The sequence below is a fragment of the Pseudomonadota bacterium genome (genome assembly GCA_026388255.1).
GTDB lineage: Bacteria > Desulfobacterota > Syntrophorhabdia > Syntrophorhabdales > Syntrophorhabdaceae > JAPLKB01.
The window spans coordinates 1-18,785 of sequence record JAPLKC010000074.1; the positions used below are offsets into that span (position 1 = coordinate 1).

Annotated in this window: 14 protein-coding genes, 1 other RNA gene and 1 pseudogene; 13 read left to right on the plus strand and 3 right to left on the minus strand. The window is 44.5% G+C overall.

Going from position 1 to position 18,785, the window contains the following annotated elements; all coding sequences use genetic code 11:
• The first annotated feature begins 133 nt into the window (after positions 1 to 133).
• From NT178_08445 to NT178_08480, 8 genes and pseudogenes are all read left to right on the plus strand, one after another.
• Positions 134 to 679, plus strand: a pseudogene (locus tag NT178_08445) (SH3 domain-containing protein).
• A complete protein-coding gene (locus NT178_08450; protein ID MCX5812559.1) occupies positions 674 to 1,255 on the plus strand; it encodes a tetratricopeptide repeat protein in 582 nt (193 codons plus the stop codon). The pseudogene NT178_08445 and the gene NT178_08450 overlap by 6 nt, the downstream one beginning before the upstream one ends.
• A 131-nt stretch (positions 1,256 to 1,386) precedes the next feature.
• A complete protein-coding gene (locus tag NT178_08455) occupies positions 1,387 to 2,340 on the plus strand; it encodes a GDP-mannose 4,6-dehydratase (protein ID MCX5812560.1) in 954 nt (317 codons plus the stop codon).
• Positions 2,337 to 3,059 carry a ribonuclease Z gene (locus NT178_08460; protein ID MCX5812561.1) on the plus strand — a complete coding sequence of 241 codons (723 nt, stop codon included), beginning with the start codon at positions 2,337 to 2,339 and terminating at the stop codon, positions 3,057 to 3,059. The genes NT178_08455 and NT178_08460 overlap by 4 nt, the downstream gene beginning before the upstream one ends.
• 180 nt (positions 3,060 to 3,239) lie before the next feature.
• Positions 3,240 to 4,142, plus strand: a complete 903-nt coding sequence (locus NT178_08465; protein MCX5812562.1) for an AraC family transcriptional regulator — start codon at positions 3,240 to 3,242, stop codon at positions 4,140 to 4,142.
• A 286-nt stretch (positions 4,143 to 4,428) separates the two neighbouring features.
• Positions 4,429 to 6,270, plus strand: coding sequence for a CocE/NonD family hydrolase (locus NT178_08470; protein MCX5812563.1), 1,842 nt, complete (start codon positions 4,429 to 4,431; stop codon positions 6,268 to 6,270).
• A 58-nt stretch (positions 6,271 to 6,328) separates the two neighbouring features.
• Positions 6,329 to 7,543, plus strand: a complete 1,215-nt coding sequence (locus NT178_08475) for a Tm-1-like ATP-binding domain-containing protein (protein ID MCX5812564.1) — start codon at positions 6,329 to 6,331, stop codon at positions 7,541 to 7,543.
• 64 nt (positions 7,544 to 7,607) lie between these two features.
• Positions 7,608 to 8,849, plus strand: a complete 1,242-nt coding sequence (locus NT178_08480; GenBank protein MCX5812565.1) for an MFS transporter — start codon at positions 7,608 to 7,610, stop codon at positions 8,847 to 8,849.
• A gap of 286 nt (positions 8,850 to 9,135) precedes the next feature.
• On the opposite strand, the gene NT178_08485 is transcribed toward NT178_08480, so the two are convergent.
• The gene (locus NT178_08485; protein ID MCX5812566.1) at positions 9,136 to 10,713 is read right to left on the minus strand and encodes a benzoate-CoA ligase family protein; all 1,578 of its coding nucleotides are present in this window, start codon (positions 10,711 to 10,713) and stop codon (positions 9,136 to 9,138) included.
• 51 nt (positions 10,714 to 10,764) lie between these two features.
• On the minus strand, positions 10,765 to 14,238 hold the full coding sequence (locus NT178_08490) for an alpha-amylase family glycosyl hydrolase (GenBank protein MCX5812567.1): 3,474 nt from the start codon (positions 14,236 to 14,238) through the stop codon (positions 10,765 to 10,767).
• Between the two features lie 218 nt (positions 14,239 to 14,456).
• Here NT178_08490 and NT178_08495 point away from each other — a divergent pair, with 218 nt between their 5' ends.
• The gene (locus NT178_08495; GenBank protein ID MCX5812568.1) at positions 14,457 to 15,026 is read left to right on the plus strand and encodes a hypothetical protein; all 570 of its coding nucleotides are present in this window, start codon (positions 14,457 to 14,459) and stop codon (positions 15,024 to 15,026) included.
• 77 nt (positions 15,027 to 15,103) lie between these two features.
• Here the strand turns inward: NT178_08495 and NT178_08500 are convergent, their stop codons facing one another.
• Entirely contained in the window at positions 15,104 to 15,538 is a 435-nt protein-coding gene (locus tag NT178_08500; protein MCX5812569.1) for a GNAT family N-acetyltransferase, read from the minus strand.
• A gap of 303 nt (positions 15,539 to 15,841) precedes the next feature.
• Between NT178_08500 and smpB the strand changes: the two genes are divergently transcribed.
• From smpB to NT178_08520, 4 genes are all read left to right on the plus strand, one after another.
• A complete protein-coding gene (gene smpB, locus NT178_08505) occupies positions 15,842 to 16,288 on the plus strand; it encodes an SsrA-binding protein SmpB (GenBank protein ID MCX5812570.1) in 447 nt (148 codons plus the stop codon).
• Between the two features lie 70 nt (positions 16,289 to 16,358).
• Positions 16,359 to 16,710, plus strand: a transfer-messenger RNA (tmRNA) gene (gene ssrA / locus NT178_08510).
• A gap of 182 nt (positions 16,711 to 16,892) precedes the next feature.
• On the plus strand, positions 16,893 to 17,333 hold the full coding sequence (locus tag NT178_08515) for an Arm DNA-binding domain-containing protein (protein MCX5812571.1): 441 nt from the start codon (positions 16,893 to 16,895) through the stop codon (positions 17,331 to 17,333).
• 3 nt (positions 17,334 to 17,336) lie between these two features.
• Positions 17,337 to 18,554, plus strand: a complete 1,218-nt coding sequence (locus NT178_08520) for an integrase arm-type DNA-binding domain-containing protein (GenBank protein MCX5812572.1) — start codon at positions 17,337 to 17,339, stop codon at positions 18,552 to 18,554.
• Positions 18,555 to 18,785 lie beyond the last annotated feature (231 nt).

Below are 18,785 nucleotides of genomic sequence, written 5' to 3' on the forward strand. Positions count from 1 at the left end.
ATCTACCCCATATTTCTGAAAAGGGGGTAGGTCTTCACTACAGCGGTTTTAGGGGGTAACTGGCTTGTAACCCATTGAAACTACATGACCAGAAAAATGAAATTAACGATTTTTAGGGTCGAATCCGCTAAGTCGGGCTAATGCGATGGGATATATCAATAAGGGAACACCATTTACAATAATAGGTGAAGATAAGGACAATAAGGGGAGCAAATGGTACAAGGTAAGACTCGCTAACGGCACAACAGCCTGGATAAGGGGGAGTATAGTCCAGGTTATAAAACAGAATGTCCAGGTGAATACTGTGAATACTATGGGGAGTCGTCAACATGAGACACTTATCGGGAAGATTACAACCTATGCAGCCAACCTGAGAGTCCGTCCGTCCCCTGACTCTAATGCGATGGGGTATATCAATAAGGGAACACCATTTACAATAATAGGTGAAGATAAGGATAATAAGGGAAGCAAATGGTACAAGGTAAGACTTGGCAATGGTAATACAGCCTGGATAAGGGGGAGTATCGTAACTGTAACAAAACATATTACGACAATAAAGCCTGCTGTTGATAAAAGAGACAGTGATCATGTGAGGGCATATACAGGGAGGGCGAGTGTATATCTGAAAAACGGCAAGCCGGAGAAGGCGATAGATGACTGCGATAAATCAATCATGTTAAATCCCCGTTATACGAGAGCCTATAATTATAGAGGCCTTTCATATATGAATCTCGGCAACTATAAAAAATCAATAGAGGACTTTAATAAAGTCAAAGAGCTTGAACCGAAAAATGTGGCTGTTTATATCAACAGGGGCTTTGCGTATACCGAGGTTGAGGATTTTCAGAAGGCAAAAGAAGATCTTGACTATGCTATCAGCCTGGAACCTAAAAATGAATTCGCCTATTCAAACCGTGGACGACTCTATGTGAGGTCGGGGGATTTCCAGAAAGCCATTAAAGATTATGAAAGAGCGCTCCTGATAAATCCAAGGTTCGCTATTGCCCACGCCGGCAAAGGTGTTGTGTATGCTGTATTAAAAGATTATCAAAAAGCCTTAAAAGATTTAACAGTTGCAATCGATCTTGACCCGAAAAACAGCGATGCCATGTATAGCCGGGGCACTGTTTATCTGAACATGGGTGACGAAGAAAAGGCGTTGGAAAATTATAAAGTTGCAGCCAGATTAGGCGACAAAGACGCCAGGGACTATCTCAGGATGAGGGATATTTCGTGGGACGAAAACAAAAACTGAAAGAAGTATTTTCTTGAAAAGCTCCCTGCTTCAAACATCCGGTATATATTCATGGAAAATGTTTTTTGGTTTTTCTCAAAGGGTATTTGTGCTATAACAGGGGCTATAACATACAGGGAGGCGCTATCAAGATGAAGGTACTGGTTACAGGCGGATGCGGTTTTATAGCTTCACATGTAGTTGATGCGTATATTGCTGACGGATATGAGGTGGTAGTAGCGGACAACCTCTCTTCCGGAAAAAGAGAAAATAAGAATGAAAAGGCACATCTTTATGTAACGGATATATGCGATGAAGCCCTGGAGAAGATATTTATCAATGAAAAACCTGACATTGTGAACCATCATGCTGCCCAGATATCTGTCCCGTTATCGGTGGAGAATCCCTTATTTGATGCAGAAACCAATATCAAGGGTACAATCAGACTTCTTGAGCTGTCAAAAAAATACAATATCAGAAAGTTTATATTTTCTTCAACAGGCGGCGCCATATACGGCGATGCAGACATTGTACCCACCAATGAGAGCTATGTTCCTGAGCCGGCATCCCCTTATGCAATCTCAAAATTTGCGGCTGAAAAATATATAAAATTCTACAATCGCCAGTATGGGCTTAAGTTTATGATCTTACGGTACGGCAACGTATATGGCCCGAGGCAGATTCCTCACGGTGAAGCCGGCGTGATTTCTATTTTTATTGAAATGTTGCTTGCAGGCGAGCACCCTGTACTTTACCATTATCCGGAGGAGGAAAGGGGTATGGTAAGGGATTATTGTTATGTAAAGGATGTTGCCAATGCAAGCCTGATTGCTGCAAAGGATGAAAGGGTAGGGCTATACAACATAGGTACAGGCAAAGGCACGCACACCCTCGAACTGTACAGACAAATAATGGATGCTATAATCAACAAAGGGAAGGCCGTTCCGCAGGCATTTTACGAACCCAGGCGGGGTGTTACCAGGCCGGGGGATATCAGGATGAATATCCTTGATGTGACAAAGGCAAAAGAAGAGCTCAACTGGCAGGCAAGATACGATATTAAGGCAGGGGTTTCAGAAACCGTAGACTGGTATCTCGGGCAATGAAAATCATCATCCTCGGGACAGGCACGTCTGTTCCGTCGCTTAATAGAGGTTCATCTGCTTACCTCCTTATAACCGAAGGACAAAAAATACTTGTAGACATCGGGCCGTCAGTTGTGAGAAGGCTTCTTGAATACGGTTATATTGTAAACGATATTGACGTGATTATGCTGACCCATTTTCATGTTGACCATACAGCGGATTTATCAACCTTTTTATTTGCCTGTAATTATGGGATAAAACCAAGGGCAGAACCCCTCAGGGTTTTCGGGGGCCCCGGCATTCATAAATTTTATAGCAGGCTGCTGAATGTTTATCCATGGATTTCCCCGAAATCCTATCAAATAACGCTGAAAAGCATTTATCAAGGGCAGGAGGAAGTGAATGATGTTCTCGTCAGGGTTGCAAGGGTGAATCATAATAAGGAGAGTATAGGCATTAGCGTTGAAAAGGGAAAAAAGGTTGTTTTTTCAGGCGATACCGATTATTCGAGAAATCTCATGAAACTTGCTTATAAAGCAGATCTTCTTATAACGGAATGTTCTTTTCCAGAAAGAAAGGTAAAAGGTCATATAAATTTGAGTGTCCTGGAAAAGATGGTAAAGCAGGCTCAACCGGAAAGAGTGATTATCTCACACCTCTATCCGGAATGGGATGCGTTTAAAGGTGTATTGCACAGCCCCTATCTTCTGGCAGAAGACGGCATGGAAATTGTGCTCTAAGGGCTTGCTTGCGGGAATCTATTACAATAAATATCCACAAAAAGTGCCGTCTTTTCCGTAATTAATCCATTCCAGTTGACCGAAATTTACATATGAATTATGATGTTATATAATGGTGTCATTTTTATGCAGCCAGTTTTCCGGGATAATTGAGTAATAAGATTTTGGGGAGGTGTTATTATGGAGGGACGGAAGGTAGATAAATTATCCATGCCTGTGCACGACTTCAAGATGCCGTTTACCGAATTGATACCTTTTGAAATCAGCTCTTTTGAACAAATGCCTGACGAGGCAAAGGCAAACTTCCCTCACCGTCACAACTTTTATGAAATTCTCTATATTACTCAAGGCGAGGGCCAGCATATCATTGATTTTCAAACCTACCCGATCCAACCCCATACGCTGTATTTTATTTCACCAAGGCAAATCCATTTTTGGCAAATCAGCACTTCCCTTCAAGGGTGGCTCATTTTTTTCACTGATGAATTTCTTTTACACACCCCCTCGGATTCAAGCTTGCTCTCAGAGTTTGCTTCTTTTCACTCTGGACAGTTTCCTTTTCTGAAGCTGGAAGAAGACCAGACACAGGCTATCTTGCCACTGATTAATAACCTTGTATGTGAATACCTGACACACAAAGCTGAATGTGCATCAATATTAAGGGCATACCTGCATATTTTTTTAGTTAAGACACGGTTGTTATATAACATTTGCAATCTGCAGGGAGACTCTAAAATCTCACCGGAGTTAGTAAGGAGATTTAAACGGTTAGTCATTGAACAACGAGGTACCCAACGATCCGTAAAATCCTTGGCAGAACAACTGTATATTACTGAAGGTCATCTTTGTGAAACAGTAAAAAGCGCGACTGGTTGCACCCCAGGCCAGATCATCCGCCAAACGTTAACCTTAGAGGCAAAACGCTTACTTGCAAACACCGACTTGACCGTATACGAGATCGCTTATTCCCTGTCTTTTGAAGATCCCTTCTATTTTGGGCGCCTCTTTAAACGCGAGACAGGCATGAGTCCTTATCATTTTCGTCAAAGTATCCGAGAAAAGTACCGTATTTTCCAGAATTAGTCCCTTCAATCCTAACACTGCTACAAGTATTATTTACTATCAATGTTTCATTGAGAGCGAGACATAACAAAATCTCGTGAAAAATAGAGGCAAGGACTTGTTTTTTGTCAGCGTCAAAAGCATCATATCCTCTGTAAAGAGGCTAGAAGGAGGGTCGTTGAAAAAAACTCTCACGCACAACTATCGGCAACCGTGCATGATCTGCCGGTAGAACAAGTGAGAAAAGCAATCCAGGATAACAATAAAGGTCCGTTCTTTTATTTACTTTAAAAAAAGGAGAATAATCATGCCAATTAAAATCAAACATACTCAACCAAATTTACATATCTACCGTGGTGACGATATAACAATAAGGGTTAAGGGATACAAACCCCTGGGCCAGCCGATTCCCTATGGCTCCAATGTCAAGGGCGTCTATTTCGATGGTTATCCGCAGGTGATCAAGCAGGAAGGTTCACAGCCGGTCTACTCGGTGAAGGTGAAGAAGGATGTAATGGTGCCTATGCGTGACGGAGTACGTCTGGCATTAGATATTTACAGTCCTGATGGAGATGGAAAGCGATTCCCAGCGCTCCTTTCATTTTTCGGATGGGGAAAAGAACTTCAGGAGATGACGCGTTGGCTGCCTTTGCAGGAATACTATGATTCCCCCTTGTGGGACGGATGCATCGAGGTAGGGAATATCGACTATATGGTCCAGAGGGGTTATATACATGTTATTGCCGAACCGAGGAATATAGGCAAGTCAGAAGGGACAAGTCAGCACCCTTCCAGTATGTGGGTTCCTCAATCAGACACTTATGATCTTGTAGAGTGGATTGCACAACAACCATGGTGTGACGGCAATGTCGGCATGACAGGTTCCTGCGGCTATTCAGGCACCCAGTTGGAACTGGCTGAGAACCCTCCCCCTGCCCTGAAGGCTATTACCCCCTTTCTTACCCTTTACCATAAGGGCGACTATGGATGGACAGGAATCTTTGACTGTAAGATGAATAGTGTTTTAAGCGGCAGGCATGGAAATGACAGTGCCCCTGTTCCCGAAAATACCAGGACACTGCCGTTAATGTTTAACCTTTCAAAGGAAGAATTAGCGGCCAGAATTCAGGAAGCATTGAATCATCCCGATATAAGGTATAACAGCAAGTGGTATTCCCTGCTCAAATATCCGCTGCGCTCTCCCATAGTATTTGATAGGTTACTGGAATCATTTCATCCTGTGTCTCTTCCTCCATCGAAACTCCCTCAGATAACTGCCCCGACATATCTGTCAACTTCGGGAATTGTTCCGACACACACATGGTGCAGCTTTGAAGCCTTTGAGAATATCGGATCAACTCATAAGAAGCTCCTCCTATGGCCTCCCTTGTCTCCGGATCGTCCCCAAACTCAATTTGCAGATGAAGTTGTGAGGTGGTTCGATTACTGGATTAAGGGAATAGACACAGGCATCATTGACGAACCTCCGCTGAAAATTTTTGTAAACGGGGTCAATAAGTGGCGCTTCGAGGATAAATGGCCTCTTGAAAGGACAGAGTACACAAAGTTTTATCTCCATCCCCGTGGCGGTCTGTCGACAGAAACAGTCAAAGGAGCACATGAGCCTGACACATTCACTCAACCGGCGCCGTACATAGACCCGACTGTCTACTGCTTAACATATAGAACCGAGCCATTACCTTTCGATGTTGATATGACAGGTTATATAGCCTTGTATCTTCATGCCTCTATAGACGCAGATGAAACAAACTGGATGGTTGACATTATGGATGTGGATTCGGAAGGCAAAAAAACATTGGTTAGCAATGGTGGTCTTGCCGCAGAGCACAGAGCTCTCGATGAAGCTAAATCTAAGCCTTACCTGCCTATTCATCCGCGTAAAGACCCCGTACCTGTACCTCCGGACGAGGTCGTTGAATACGCAATAGCGATTATGCCGACTTCAATGATATTCAAGAAGGGACACTGTATGGAACTGGTAATCAGGAATCAGGATGACCTTCTTTGCAGACTCGGAGCCTGGGGTGCACACTATTTGCCTCATATGCAAACAGTTACCCACAGCATTCACTTTGGCAAGTCACATTTGCTTCTGCCCATCATTCCCTCTGATGAGCAGGGTTTGTAAATGAACCAATGTCTGGTTCAAAGGTAAACATGCAGAGTCAACGGAGGAGGTTCCGAACATGGATAAAACCGTTAAAAATATCGTTATTATCGTTACCCTGGATACAAAGGGTGAGGAAGCGCTCTATGTAAAGGAGTTGATCAAGAAAAGAGGGCACAATCCCCTGGTTATGGACATAGGCATAAGGGGGAAAGTCCCTTTCCGCCCGGACTTCCCCCGTGAAGAGGAAGCAATCGCAGCGGGACGCACCCTGCAAGAGCTCGGCATAGATATGGGCACATACTCCAGTACCCTTTCTGTCATGGCCCTGGGCGCAAGTAAGATCATGGAAGATCTTATAGCCGGGAGAAAGATGGATGCTCTCCTGTCCATCGGTGGCGGCCTTGGCACCACCCAGGCATTAGAGGCCATGCGGAAACTGCCTGTTAACATTCCAAAGCTGGCACTTTCTACCGTAGCTTTTGCCGGAGGTATAAATATTGAAATGGTCAGCATAGATCAGGGAATGATCCAGTCTCCTGCTGATCTGTGGGGTGTGAACCGTATAACAAAGATGATCCTGCGAAGGGCGGCAGGCGCTATCTGCGGGATGGCCGAGGAACAGGAGGAAACAGAAGCGGAGGGAAAACGCCTGGTAGCCATCAGCGCTCTGGGAGTCCATGCTTATGTTGAACGATGTAAATCCCTGCTGCTTGAGAAGGGGTATGAGCCGATTGTTTTTCATTCAATCGGTACAGGTGGCCTGGAAAAACTTGTACGGGAGGGATATTTCAGCGGTACGCTGGATTTATCCTGCTACGAGATTGTAAACCACATATGCGGGGGTCTGATAAAAGGAGGCGACGAGAAATTCACCGCTGCATGCGAGATGGGAATCCCTCAGGTTATTTCTTCCGGCGGGCTCGATTTCTTTCCCTTGTCTGCGGCGCAGCCGATTCCAACTGAACTCAGGGAGAGAAGGATACTCTCGCACGGTATGGTGAACCTGATAAAGACAACCCCACAAGAACAGGAACAGATCGGTGCTCTGATGGCAGAGAAGATAAACAAGGCCATTGCACCTATAGTTGTTCTGGTTCCACTGGAGGGTTTTTCAAAACTGGATCATGATGAAGAAATGCCTTTTTACGATCCTGGAGCCGGCCGGAGGTTTGCAGGTATTCTGAGAGAAAGGGTGTCGAATGACCTTGTGGAGATTGAAGAGATTCATGCGCACATAAATGACCCAATCTTTTCCGAAAGAGCAACTGTTTTGCTACTTAGTAAAATGTGATAATTTCCAGCATTTGGAAGGAGGCGGCAATTTACTACTGCATAATTATTTAAGGAGGTAACACATGAAATATTCTACGCGAATACTTTTGTTGTTGGTTTGCAGTTGGGGGATGGTAGGTCTTGAACGTATGGTTATAGCCTTTGTAATGCCGGGGATCCAGCAGGATTTCAAACTGAACTATACACAAGTAGGAATGGTAATCTCCGCATTCGGTTTTGCATGGGCTATCGGAACCTGGGCTATGGGAAGCCTCTCCGATTATATTGGAAGACGTCTTGTTATTGTCGTTCTTATGATTTTTGGTGGAATATGTAGTTGGTTGACTGGAATTGCAGGGACTTTCGGGATTTTACTGATTATCCGTGCTGTGATGGGATTTGCGGAAGGTGGATTAGCGGGTCCGGCGTCTGCTACACTTGCGGAAGAATCACCGCCGCAAAGCCGGGGAAGAAACATGGGTTTAATGACCGGGTTCTTTGTACTTATCGGCGGCGCTCTTGGACCGATACTTAGTACGGGGCTCATGACATCCCTGGGATGGAGACCTGTGTTTTTTGTTTATGCCGTACCTGCAATAATCCTGGGGATTCTCTTATTCCTATTCATGCGGGAGCCTGCTTCCACATTAGCCATAATAAAAGCCCGGAAAGATGGGAAGACCAATCAGAAAAGACTGGATGGTACGGGACAAGAGGTCAGTTATTGGGGCATCTTTAAGTCACGGAATATTATCTTGATGATCTTTATCTGGACAGCTCAGATGGTTTGGCTCTGGCTCTTTACTACTTTCGGAGTAATGTTCATGATTAAAGTACACGGGTTGCCGCTCACCGCCGTAGGTATAGCCATGACCGGTTTTGGTATCGGAGCTTTCCTCGGTACATTTATCCTGGGAGTTGTCTCCGACCGTATCGGACGGAGAAAAGCAAACATGATTACCCTATTACTGGGTGGAATTCTTGGAGTTATATTTGCCTCTCTCGGTCCAGGGACTCCGTTGGTTGTCCTCTTCGGAACTATCCTTCTGTACTCTTTTGCTGCGTCAGGTGCTGGCGGTGTAAGCTGGGCTCTCATCACTGAGAGCGCCGGATTTCGCTTTGCTGCTACCGCTATCGGTATAGTGACAGGTATCGGGGAACTGTTAGGGGGGGGAATCTTCCCCGCCATAGGAGGAGGCATAGCCGATCGGTTGGGTATAGCTGCGACATTGTATTTAACAGGGTTCATTCTAATTTCTGCCGGAATTCTCAGCTTCTTCTTAAAAGAGACTCTCACCAGGAATAAGAATGTCCTTTCGCAATAACTAAATCAATAAGCCCCCGGCTCTGCCGGGGGATAAATAACTTCGTTACCTCGTTGCCCGGGTCCCTTCCGAGTACTATCTATGAATCCGAATAGGTATCAGTCGTTGTATGTGAGTCAAAGAAAGCTCGGCTACGACAACCTTTTTGTGGAAAACAGGAAGATTACATTTACCGGGAATGAATCCGAATAGGTATCAGCGGACTGCAAAAACAATAAACCTCCCCGATAAACACATCAAAGAGGTTTATTGTAAAGCAGAGTGGCGTTTATATAGTGTTTTTTTCCTAACGGAGTTTAAACCTCTGTATTTTACCTGTTACGCTTTTCGGGAGTTCACTGACAAATTCAACCCACCGCGGGTATTTGTATTTAGCCAGGCGGTCCAGCACCAACTGTTTGATATCCTTCTCTAATTCCTCAGATGCATTATAGCCGTCTCTTAGTACAACCCATGCCTTTGGTTTTACGAGGCTATTTTCATCGTTCCGGGCTGTCACGGCAACTTCGAATACAGCCGGATGCTCCATAATGCAATTCTCAACTTCAACAGGTGAAACCCATATGCCGCCCACCTTCAGCATGTCGTCGCCACGGCCCGCACAGAAGTAGTAGCCTTCTTTATCCATATAGTATTTATCGCCCGTATTGATCCACTCGCCCTGCATGGTGGCCTTTGTTTTCTCCCTTTTTCTCCAGTACTGCTGGGCAGCGCTCCCTCCTTTGACGAGGAGCATGCCTATTTCTCCCATAGGAACGTCCTGACCGTTATCGTCTACAAGTTTCAGTTCATACCCCGGCACAGGTTTCCCTGTAGAACCAGGTTTTACTTCCCCGGGAAGGTTGGCAATAAAAATGTGGAGCATCTCTGTTGTGCCTATACCGTCAATGATGTCGATGCCGAAACGTTTTTTCCAGCGATGGTAGATATCCGGAGGCAGCGCTTCTCCTGCTGAAACACAGATACGGACGGACGAAAATTCATGATTTGAGTTAGGATCAGGGGTAGCGCCCTTTTCCTCGTCCTGTTTTTCTTTATAATCCAACATCTGACCGTAAAGTGTCGGTATGCCGAAGAAAATGGTGGGGCGGAACTTTTCGAGGTATTGAAACATGCCTTCGGGTTTAGGTGACTGCGAGCTAAGCACAACCGAAGCGCCCACGGAGAACGGCAAATATCCCGAATTACCGAGACCGTACGCAAAGAAGAGCCGCGCTGCCGAGAAAAGGATGTCATCCTCTGTCAGTTTCAGTACACCCTGGCCGAAGGACTCTGAGACTGCCACCATATCATATTGTGAGTGTATGGCGCCCTTCGGAGCGCCTGTTGACCCTGAGCTGTAAAGCCAGAAGCCGACATCGTCTTTCATCGTAAACTCTGTTTTAATGGTCTCCGGCGCATGTCTGTATTTCTGCTTAAAGGGTATAAAGGCTCCCTCTTTTTCCGAGATTACGATCATATCACGGAGATAACGGAGATCCCCTTTTATTTTTGCGATAACAGGGATAAGCTGCTCAGAAACCACAAGGACCCTTGCCCTGCTGTCGTTCAGGTAATACTCGTAATCCTCAGGCGTAAGCATTGTATTGGTAGGTATCGGTACAGCCCCTATTTTAATAGCACCATAGAATATGGCATAAAACTGTGGAACATCCAGCATGATTATTATGACGCGGTCGTCAACGCGAACCCCCAGTTCGCGTAACGCGTTTGCTGTTTTGTTGGTCATTTTATGGATATCATTGTAAGTGTAGTTGCGTAATTCAGTATAGACGGCAATCTTATGACCTCGACCCTGGCGCACATTCCGGTCAATGAAATAATCCGCTGCGTTGAAGAATTCTGCCGAACCTCCATGAATCATGTTCCCTCCTTAATGCATGTGTTTTTGCACCACAGGCTTGCCCGTGGGAATCTATTGGGACTTTAATATCTCCAACATTTTTTCTACTTGATATCCTGATTGTTCGGCAATAAGTTGTAATTGATTTATGATGCTGTAACATCCGGCGATTTCTCCGGTGCGTTCTGTTTCTGTTTTCTGCGGGTCTGCAAGGAGATTGATTACGGCAATCAGCAGCATATAGAGCAGAAGCTGCTCGAATGCCTCTTTGCTGAACCAGAGAATATCTTTGTAATTGTTTATTTGTATAAATTGTCTGACGTTGATATCGCCTGATATATGTTCCATGAAGGAGCGCTTTATTTCTTCCTCTGTTGCCCCGTACCAGTGCTGATAAACAATGAGAGCCTTTATCACTGCTAAGGACTGCAAAACATTCTCCTCGTCAAATCCGAGATTTTTAAATGTATCTTCCATGATCTGCCGGAAAAGCAACTCATCCATCCAGACAAGACTCAACTCTTCGTAACCGGTTTCTTTATTGATCTTTCCCAGACTGTGGGTAAATAGCCAGCCGCACAGTACATGCAAGACGTCCCGATCCTTTACCAGCCGTCGATGGATATATCTGAGAGCCTTTTTATATGTTTCCGATGCTGTTGTCTCAAGGTTGCGCTGGAGTGCAGGTAATTGGAGGATTATTTCAAGGGCATGGGCAATTTCATCGGCAACCAATTTCTCGTTGCAGGAACCGTTGGTATATTTTTTGACTTCGCTGAGAAAATACACAATATTTTGTGCAGTTGCAGTGATAAATTCCTGCGGCAGGGGTTTTATTTTTTGCATGGAAGCTTCCAGGTATATATCCGATATCTTCCGGAATGTCCCAGCATCGATCAGTTCCCTGAACGAGTTATGCATGAGCAGCATAAGTATTTTCTTCAATTCCTCCTCGATACTTATAACTCCCTGTCCTCCGAGACGTGCAGTCAGACTGGAGTAATGACGCCATTCATTGTCGTAAACTTCATGAAAATCAGTGAAAACATGGCAGGTGTAAGGGCCGAGTTCTATGTAGAACCCTTTTTCATGAAGTTCCCTGTTTTCCAGAATATATTCGAGATTGGAAATATGGTCCCGGAAGATTATGAAACAGCCTTCGCCTGTTCCAGGGGCAAGCCCGTCGCCTACGTTTTTTTGCACCAGTTCACGCTCACTATCAGACCCTTTTTTGACAGAATATGATGCAGATGTTTTTATCCACCCGCTCACGGTATTGTTTTTATTGTGGTAAATAACAAGGGTTGCTTCGTTTTCAAACCTGTTTGAGTATGCAAATACGTCTTCGTTGACGTAACCGCTGTGTGTGAAAAAGTCAAATAAAAGGAAGCATTCTACCCCGGCAAAGAGGTATCTCCGGTGGAGGAGTGGAAAGATTTCGCGCTGGTGCCTTTCAAGAAGATATGGATCAGGCATTTCATCCTTGTATGCCCGTCTGTACTCCATTCCATATTTTTCTGCAAAACCTTCAATCTGGCCATGGCCGAACATAGGCAAGCCAGGCATGGTTGCCATTAAAATACAAACACCGAAATATTTATTATCTTTTCCAAACTGATCAACGGCTGTCCGTTCATCCGGGTTATTCATGAAATTGACAAGTCGCCGCAGGATTTCCGGATCAAACTCAAGAATATTTTTTATTACAGCGCGGTACCCGGTGTTGTCTTCATCTCTCAACATATTCATAAAGGCGCTGTTATATACCCGGTGCATACCGAGTGTACGGACAAAATATCCCTCCAGAAGCCAGAAGGCTTCCGCCAATAGCAGCGTGTCCGGTGCTTCGGCTGCAACCCTGTCTACCACTTCACGCCAGAACTCATCCGGCATAAGGGTATTAAATTCACCTTTTGTTAGACCGTATTCTGCCCGTGTCGGTATGGCCCCGCCCGAACCCGGCTCAGGAAACCAGAGACGCTGATAGTGTTTTTTTGTTAACGTCATTGCTGCATCAAAACGGATAACAGGAAATTTTCCTGCAACATACAGGATTGCCTGGATCATTGCCTCACGGACTTCCGGGTTGAGATAATTGAGTTGTGCCGTATCATTCCACGGCATACTTGTCCCGTCATTACCGTGATACACGTATTTTTCACTGCCTGTCCACCGGTCAGTGCGCTTGAATACAACTGCTGCATCGGTACGATTATAGTAATGATCCTCGATATTGATACCCACCCTCTCATCAGGTGATAAGTCCTGACCGTTAAAAGCATACCAGGGGAAAGGGCTGTAATCTAACGAGATAAACCAGTCAGGGTGTTCTATCAACCATTTTGAATGTATACCGACATGGTTGGGCACCATATCGCTGGCAAGACGGATGCCTTTTTCCCATGCCCTGTTTTTAAGCGTTTCGTAGGCCTCTTCCCCTCCCAGGTCTGCTGCAATTGCATAGTCAAAAAGGGAATATGCAGAAGGTACCGCATCGGCGTTGCCGCATAGCTGCTTGATTTTCTGTGAAACCTGACTGCGCTCCCAGATGCCGATCAGCCATAAACCTGTAAATCCCTGTTTTTCCAGAAGGCTCAACTCTTCTTCCGGGATATGGTCGAGGCGGGTAACAGGATGGCCATACTTTTTCGAAAGCTGATCAAGCCACACATAAATATTTTTTGCCATCAGGATCAGTCTCGGCATCCACTCCTTATCAGGACTGAAGCGTTCGGTTTCGGCAAGTTCCAATCCGGTGAACTCAAAACGACTGGAAGGCCCTGGACCCGTAAATGATATCTTTTCCTCTTCTTTTATGAGATCAAATGTGCTGAGCAGCCGACGCACAAACTTGTGTACGATTTTACCCCAATGTTCCCTGATATATTCAAGCTGTCCCTGCAAAGAATTTGGAACCTCGATTGCCGGGCTGCGAAGCATATCAATCAGATTTTGATTATCAGGGCCGAAGGCCGGTTCATTGTCTAAGAATTCTTTTAAATCTGAAATGATCTCAAGATAGATTGTTTCTTTTTTTATCGCAATATCGCTAAAAAGCTCAGAAAAAGGAAAAAATGCCGGATTCATATTGGCAAGCCAGAGCATGAGCATTTCTTCCAGCACTAAATGACGGTTAGGTGTATTGGCTATGGTTTCATTGAGATAGGCTTCAACAGTAATTTGCTGTCTGTATACGGCGACAGCCGGAAACTCTTCAGCAAAAGCATATAGCGCCTTATCCACCTTTTCATGGCCATGTCTTTGGTTCAGCCAATCAAGGGATCGCCCGATGACTCCAGGGTTTACCTGCGTGCAATAAAGTGCAACCACGTGATGGAGTATCTCGTCTATCAGCCCCATTGCATTGATCTGTCCTGCTTTAACAGCCTGTTCCGGGAAATTGGCCAGATCTTTTTTACGGTTTATCTTCTGGGCAAATATGCGTGCGGCATGAAAATTTGCAAAGATTGTATTGCCGGTTATGGAAAAAAGGGAGTCATCGAAATGGTAGCGATCCCTTGCCTTACGGGATATATGAAATTCCATTTTTGACGATCGGGTCATAAGTATTAGCACATGCTAACACAGGTGTGTATGGCAGTCAACATACCATTAACAGCAAGGAGCGCAGAACAGAAATATGAGCAGTTTCATGGCAGAAGGTCAATTCTTGAACCTTCTCAATTCCCCATATCTTCTCAATTTTTCATCTATCGTTAATTAGTGTATAAATGTAAGTTAAATAGGGAAAATAGGAAAATCATATGACATTGCTAATCGGTGAACTTTTAGTTAAGATGGGTCTGATTAATGAGAAGCGGCCTAAAGACGCACTGAAGGCCCAGATAGCTGAGGGTAGGAGAATCGGCGAGGTCCTGATAAAGCTGGGGTTAGTTTCTGAAGTAGATATCCTTAAGGCTCTGTCACAGCAATTCGGTATTCCTTTGATTGATATGGAACACACTGAAATAGAAGAAATTGTCATCAAATTGATCTCCTTAAACACAGCGAAAAGATTTTCCGTCATCCCTGTGAAAAAGAGCCGGAATATCCTTACCATCGCAATTTCCGACCCCACAAGAGCTTTTGACCTGAAAGAATTACAGATGCTGACAGGCTGCGATATTGAGCCTGTTCTTACAACGGAAGCGTTGATTGAGGAGGCCATAATAAAATATTATGAAAGCTCACATAACGTAGAGTTGAATAAATTTATAGCAGATTTTGGCATGCCAAAAGACACATCCCTGGAGATACTTGAAGAAGAGAAAAAAGATATTGCAAGCCTTGAATTTCTTTTCGGGTTGTATCCCCCGCTGCTTGCGGCGGGGTAGTTTATTCTAAGGCGAATGCTGCCGAGATAAGAAACAGGGCTGTCGAAGAGGGTATACTTACCCTGCGAAAGAGTTTTTTAGAACTTTAATTCCAGATTTATCATATCTCCTCTCCGGAATTTCATTTTGTCGAAGAATCTTAGGAGATCCCGTTTTTTCCAATCAACAAATACATATATGGTGTCCACGCCCACTTTCCTGAACATAGAAAACATCTCTTTAAAAAGAAGTTGAGCAATCCCCTTTTTCTGGTATTCCTTTGCTACACCGAGAGTGTCTATTAATGCTATGTTATCCGGTATTCCGTATTCCCAGCCGCTAACATCACCCAGAATAAAACCGATAACTCTTCCTCCGATTTCTGCTGCCAGTGAAGGCACACCGGAAATCTCAGCCCTTTCAAGTTTCTGTTCCCAGTATTTTATTCTTTTCTTACCCAGCAAAGAATAGTCAATCTCTGCAACTGCATCGAGATCTCTTAATGTTAAAATCCTTAACTTTACCGGTTCCATGAGATTAATGCTCCCATTTTCCGTTTAATTATATGTATGAAGTATAGCAAAGTAAAACGGCTTGTCAAGGTGTTGAAAATTTATTCTCATAGAAAATTCAATCAATAGATTCCTCGAAGCTCTGCTGCGGGGAGGTTTGTTTATATTATGGTTAGTTTGCTGCTGATCCTGGTAGTATAGTCGAAGAATGAAATTTCACAGAAAGGCAAATTTATAATTTAATAATAAGAAAAAGGCCAAATAGCTATTGTGCCGATTACCTGCCCCTTTAAATTCAGGCCAATCTGTGCTATACTTGTTTACATGAAGACGATATGCACGAACAGGAAGGCTTACCATGAGTTCCATATTGAAGACAAATTTGAGACAGGTCTTGTATTGACAGGCACGGAGGTAAAATCCCTTCGCGAGGGCAAGGCAAACCTGAAGGACAGTTTCGCAAAAATAAGAGATGGTGAGCTTTTTCTTGTAAATGCCCATATAAGTCCCTACTCATGCGGGAATATATATAATCATGAACCGAAAAGGGAACGGAAGCTCCTTATGCATAAACGGGAACTCTCGAAACTTTTCGGGAAAGTAAAGGAAAGGGGTTTTACGCTCGTACCTTTATCTATGTATTTCAATGACAGAAATATGGTAAAGATGGAGATTGCCCTTGCCAAGGGTAAAACCCTGTATGACAAGAGGGAAAGCATAAAGAGGAAAGACGAAAAAAGGGTTGCTGAAAGGGAACTGAGGTCGAGATGATAGTAGGCTTTGGATTGAGAATTTTCGATTACTCTGAACTGCGGCTATTTTTTTGTGAACTAAATATAAAGGGGGCGATTGGCTTCGACAGGGAAGTGAGGGTCATAGAGGCATGCCGGGCTACTGCTTACCCGAAACTAAGCGGAAACTAAAACAACTGCAGACTCTTTTGAGTACGCACTAGCCGCTTAGAGCGGCTACATCATCCGGACTTTCTGCCTGCTTCAAGTCCGTGTATGGTGTGATACAAGCAGGATAGTCTCTCTGGATGCCTATGCAGGGCGGCGAAACTAATAGGCTGGGATGATGAAAAACCTGTCAGCGGGTGCTTCATCGTCTGAGACTTAAATCACTGACTAAGCATGTAGGCTCTCTGGTGCCTTCTTTTTTGGACGCGGGTTCGATTCCCGCCGCCTCCACCATTTGATAATCCAACGTAGTCCGATGAAGTACAAAAACCCGTTAGAAATAGCGGGTTTTTTGTTGCTGTTTGTCCAAGGAAGTGCTATAAGAATTATTGGAATCCGGCTTGTATTTGGGGCAACTATTTCACTGTTGCCCCAAGCATAAAAAACAGTTGCCCCCAGAAAGGATGTAAAAGCTCATGCCTAAAAGGATTAGCCCATTAAATGAAAAGAAAATCAACGCCGCACAGCCCAAAGACAGGGTTTACAGGCTGTTTGACGGTAATGGCCTTTTTCTTTTTATAACTCCTCAAGGCGGTAAGTGGTGGCGTTTCAAATATCGCTTCGAGGGAAAGGCGAAAATGTTATCTTTTGGTGTGTATCCAGAGGTCAGTTTAAACGAAGCGAGGAGCAGAAAGGATGTTGCTCGGGAACTGTTAAGTCAAGGTATTGACCCCTCTGAACTTCGAAAAGAAGAGAAGGAGAGGAATAAAACGGAACGCCTGGAAGCTGAAAGAATACCATCTGTCCGCATCACTATTGAAGGAAAAATTGAAATATGGAAAGGAAGTAACATAATGCGTTTTTCAAAGGACGAAGCACGATTTGTTGCAAATATACTGAACAATTTAGTGGGGTGATCTATGCCATTAAGCGACCTGAAAGTGCGAACTACAAAACCAAAAGAAAAACCTTATAAACTTTATGACATTGACGGCCTTTATCTGCTTGTTACGGAGAAAGGATATAAATGGTGGCGTTTCAAATATCGTTTTGACAGGAAAGAAAAACAACTTTCTTTGGGTACATATCCGGAAATCAGTCTTGCCGATGCGAGGGTACGGAGGGACGAAGCCCGAAAACAGATTGCCCATGGCATCGATCCCGGAGCTTTGCGAAAGGCCATGAAGCAGACAGAGACCGCCGAAACAGAAACCTTTGAGGTAATCGCCCGTGAATGGCACACAAAATTTACTCCGACTTGGACACCAATACATGCGGCCACAATGATGAACCGATTAGAGCGTGACCTTTTTCCATGGGTAGGGAAGCGCCCTATTAATGAAATAAGAGCCCCCGAAATCCTGGCAGTTCTTCGTCGTGTAGAGAGTCGCGGAGCCTTAGAAACTGCTCACCGAATTAGGACTATTGCAGGGCAAGTATTGCGGTATGCTGTGGCAACTGGAAGGGCAGAACGTGATTGTTCAGGGGATTTAAAAGGAGCTTTGCCACAACCAAGAGAAAGTCACCACGCCGCAATTACAGAACCGAAAGAGGTTGCACCGCTTCTAAGGGCCATAGACGGCTATGAGGGGCATTTTGTGGTTAAGTGCGCCCTAAGGCTTGCCCCTATGTTCTTTGTTCGACCTGGAGAACTTAGAAACGTAGAATGGGCGGAAATAGACCTTGATGGAGCGGCATGGAATATTCCGGCACACAAAATGAAAATGAAACAGGCGCACATCGTCCCCCTATGTACTCAGGCTATCGAGATATTGACGGAGCTGAAACAGTTTACAGGGGCGAGCAAATATGTTTTTCCGTCAGGCAGGTCATTCGCGAGGCCTATGTCAAACAACGCAATCCTTGCAGCACTGCGCCGCATGGGATACGACAAGGAGACTATGACTGGGCATGGTTTCCGGGCAATGGCCAGGACCATTCTTGACGAAGTGTTACAGGTAAGACCGGATTTTATAGAGCACCAACTCGCTCATGCCGTTAGAGACCCGAACGGAAGAGCCTACAATCGGACAGCACACCTTGCAGAACGCAGGAACATGATGCAGTTATGGGCGGACTACTTGGACGGCTTGAAGCATGGAGCGCAGGTATTGCCGTTAACGAAAAAGTATGATTAGTTTATTGGTGCTCTCTACATAGGCACAATTCGAACTATCAAAAAGAGATCGTAAATGAAGGGCAACTCCTCGATAGTTTTTTGAGAAAGGGGATTTGAACCGGAGAATAACGGTTTTGCAGTAGATTTACAAATATAAAATAGCATAAAGGGATACCAATAAACATAATATAATCGAGATGATATATATGCTTGTGGTATCCCTATTTTTATGTTATTTCAGGTCATTTGA

Coding starts and splice junctions, on each gene's coding strand:
- NT178_08460 (MCX5812561.1), top strand. CDS start 2,337: ATGAAAATCATCATCCTCGGGACAGGCACGTCTGTTCCGTCGCTTAAT.
- smpB (MCX5812570.1), top strand. CDS start 15,842: ATGAAGACGATATGCACGAACAGGAAGGCTTACCATGAGTTCCATATT.
- NT178_08455 (MCX5812560.1), top strand. CDS start 1,387: ATGAAGGTACTGGTTACAGGCGGATGCGGTTTTATAGCTTCACATGTA.
- NT178_08480 (MCX5812565.1), top strand. CDS start 7,608: ATGAAATATTCTACGCGAATACTTTTGTTGTTGGTTTGCAGTTGGGGG.
- NT178_08500 (MCX5812569.1), bottom strand. CDS start 15,538: ATGGAACCGGTAAAGTTAAGGATTTTAACATTAAGAGATCTCGATGCA.
- NT178_08475 (MCX5812564.1), top strand. CDS start 6,329: ATGGATAAAACCGTTAAAAATATCGTTATTATCGTTACCCTGGATACA.
- NT178_08520 (MCX5812572.1), top strand. CDS start 17,337: ATGCCATTAAGCGACCTGAAAGTGCGAACTACAAAACCAAAAGAAAAA.
- NT178_08450 (MCX5812559.1), top strand. CDS start 674: ATGTTAAATCCCCGTTATACGAGAGCCTATAATTATAGAGGCCTTTCA.
- NT178_08490 (MCX5812567.1), bottom strand. CDS start 14,238: ATGGAATTTCATATATCCCGTAAGGCAAGGGATCGCTACCATTTCGAT.
- NT178_08515 (MCX5812571.1), top strand. CDS start 16,893: ATGCCTAAAAGGATTAGCCCATTAAATGAAAAGAAAATCAACGCCGCA.
- NT178_08465 (MCX5812562.1), top strand. CDS start 3,240: ATGGAGGGACGGAAGGTAGATAAATTATCCATGCCTGTGCACGACTTC.
- NT178_08495 (MCX5812568.1), top strand. CDS start 14,457: ATGACATTGCTAATCGGTGAACTTTTAGTTAAGATGGGTCTGATTAAT.
- NT178_08470 (MCX5812563.1), top strand. CDS start 4,429: ATGCCAATTAAAATCAAACATACTCAACCAAATTTACATATCTACCGT.
- NT178_08485 (MCX5812566.1), bottom strand. CDS start 10,713: ATGATTCATGGAGGTTCGGCAGAATTCTTCAACGCAGCGGATTATTTC.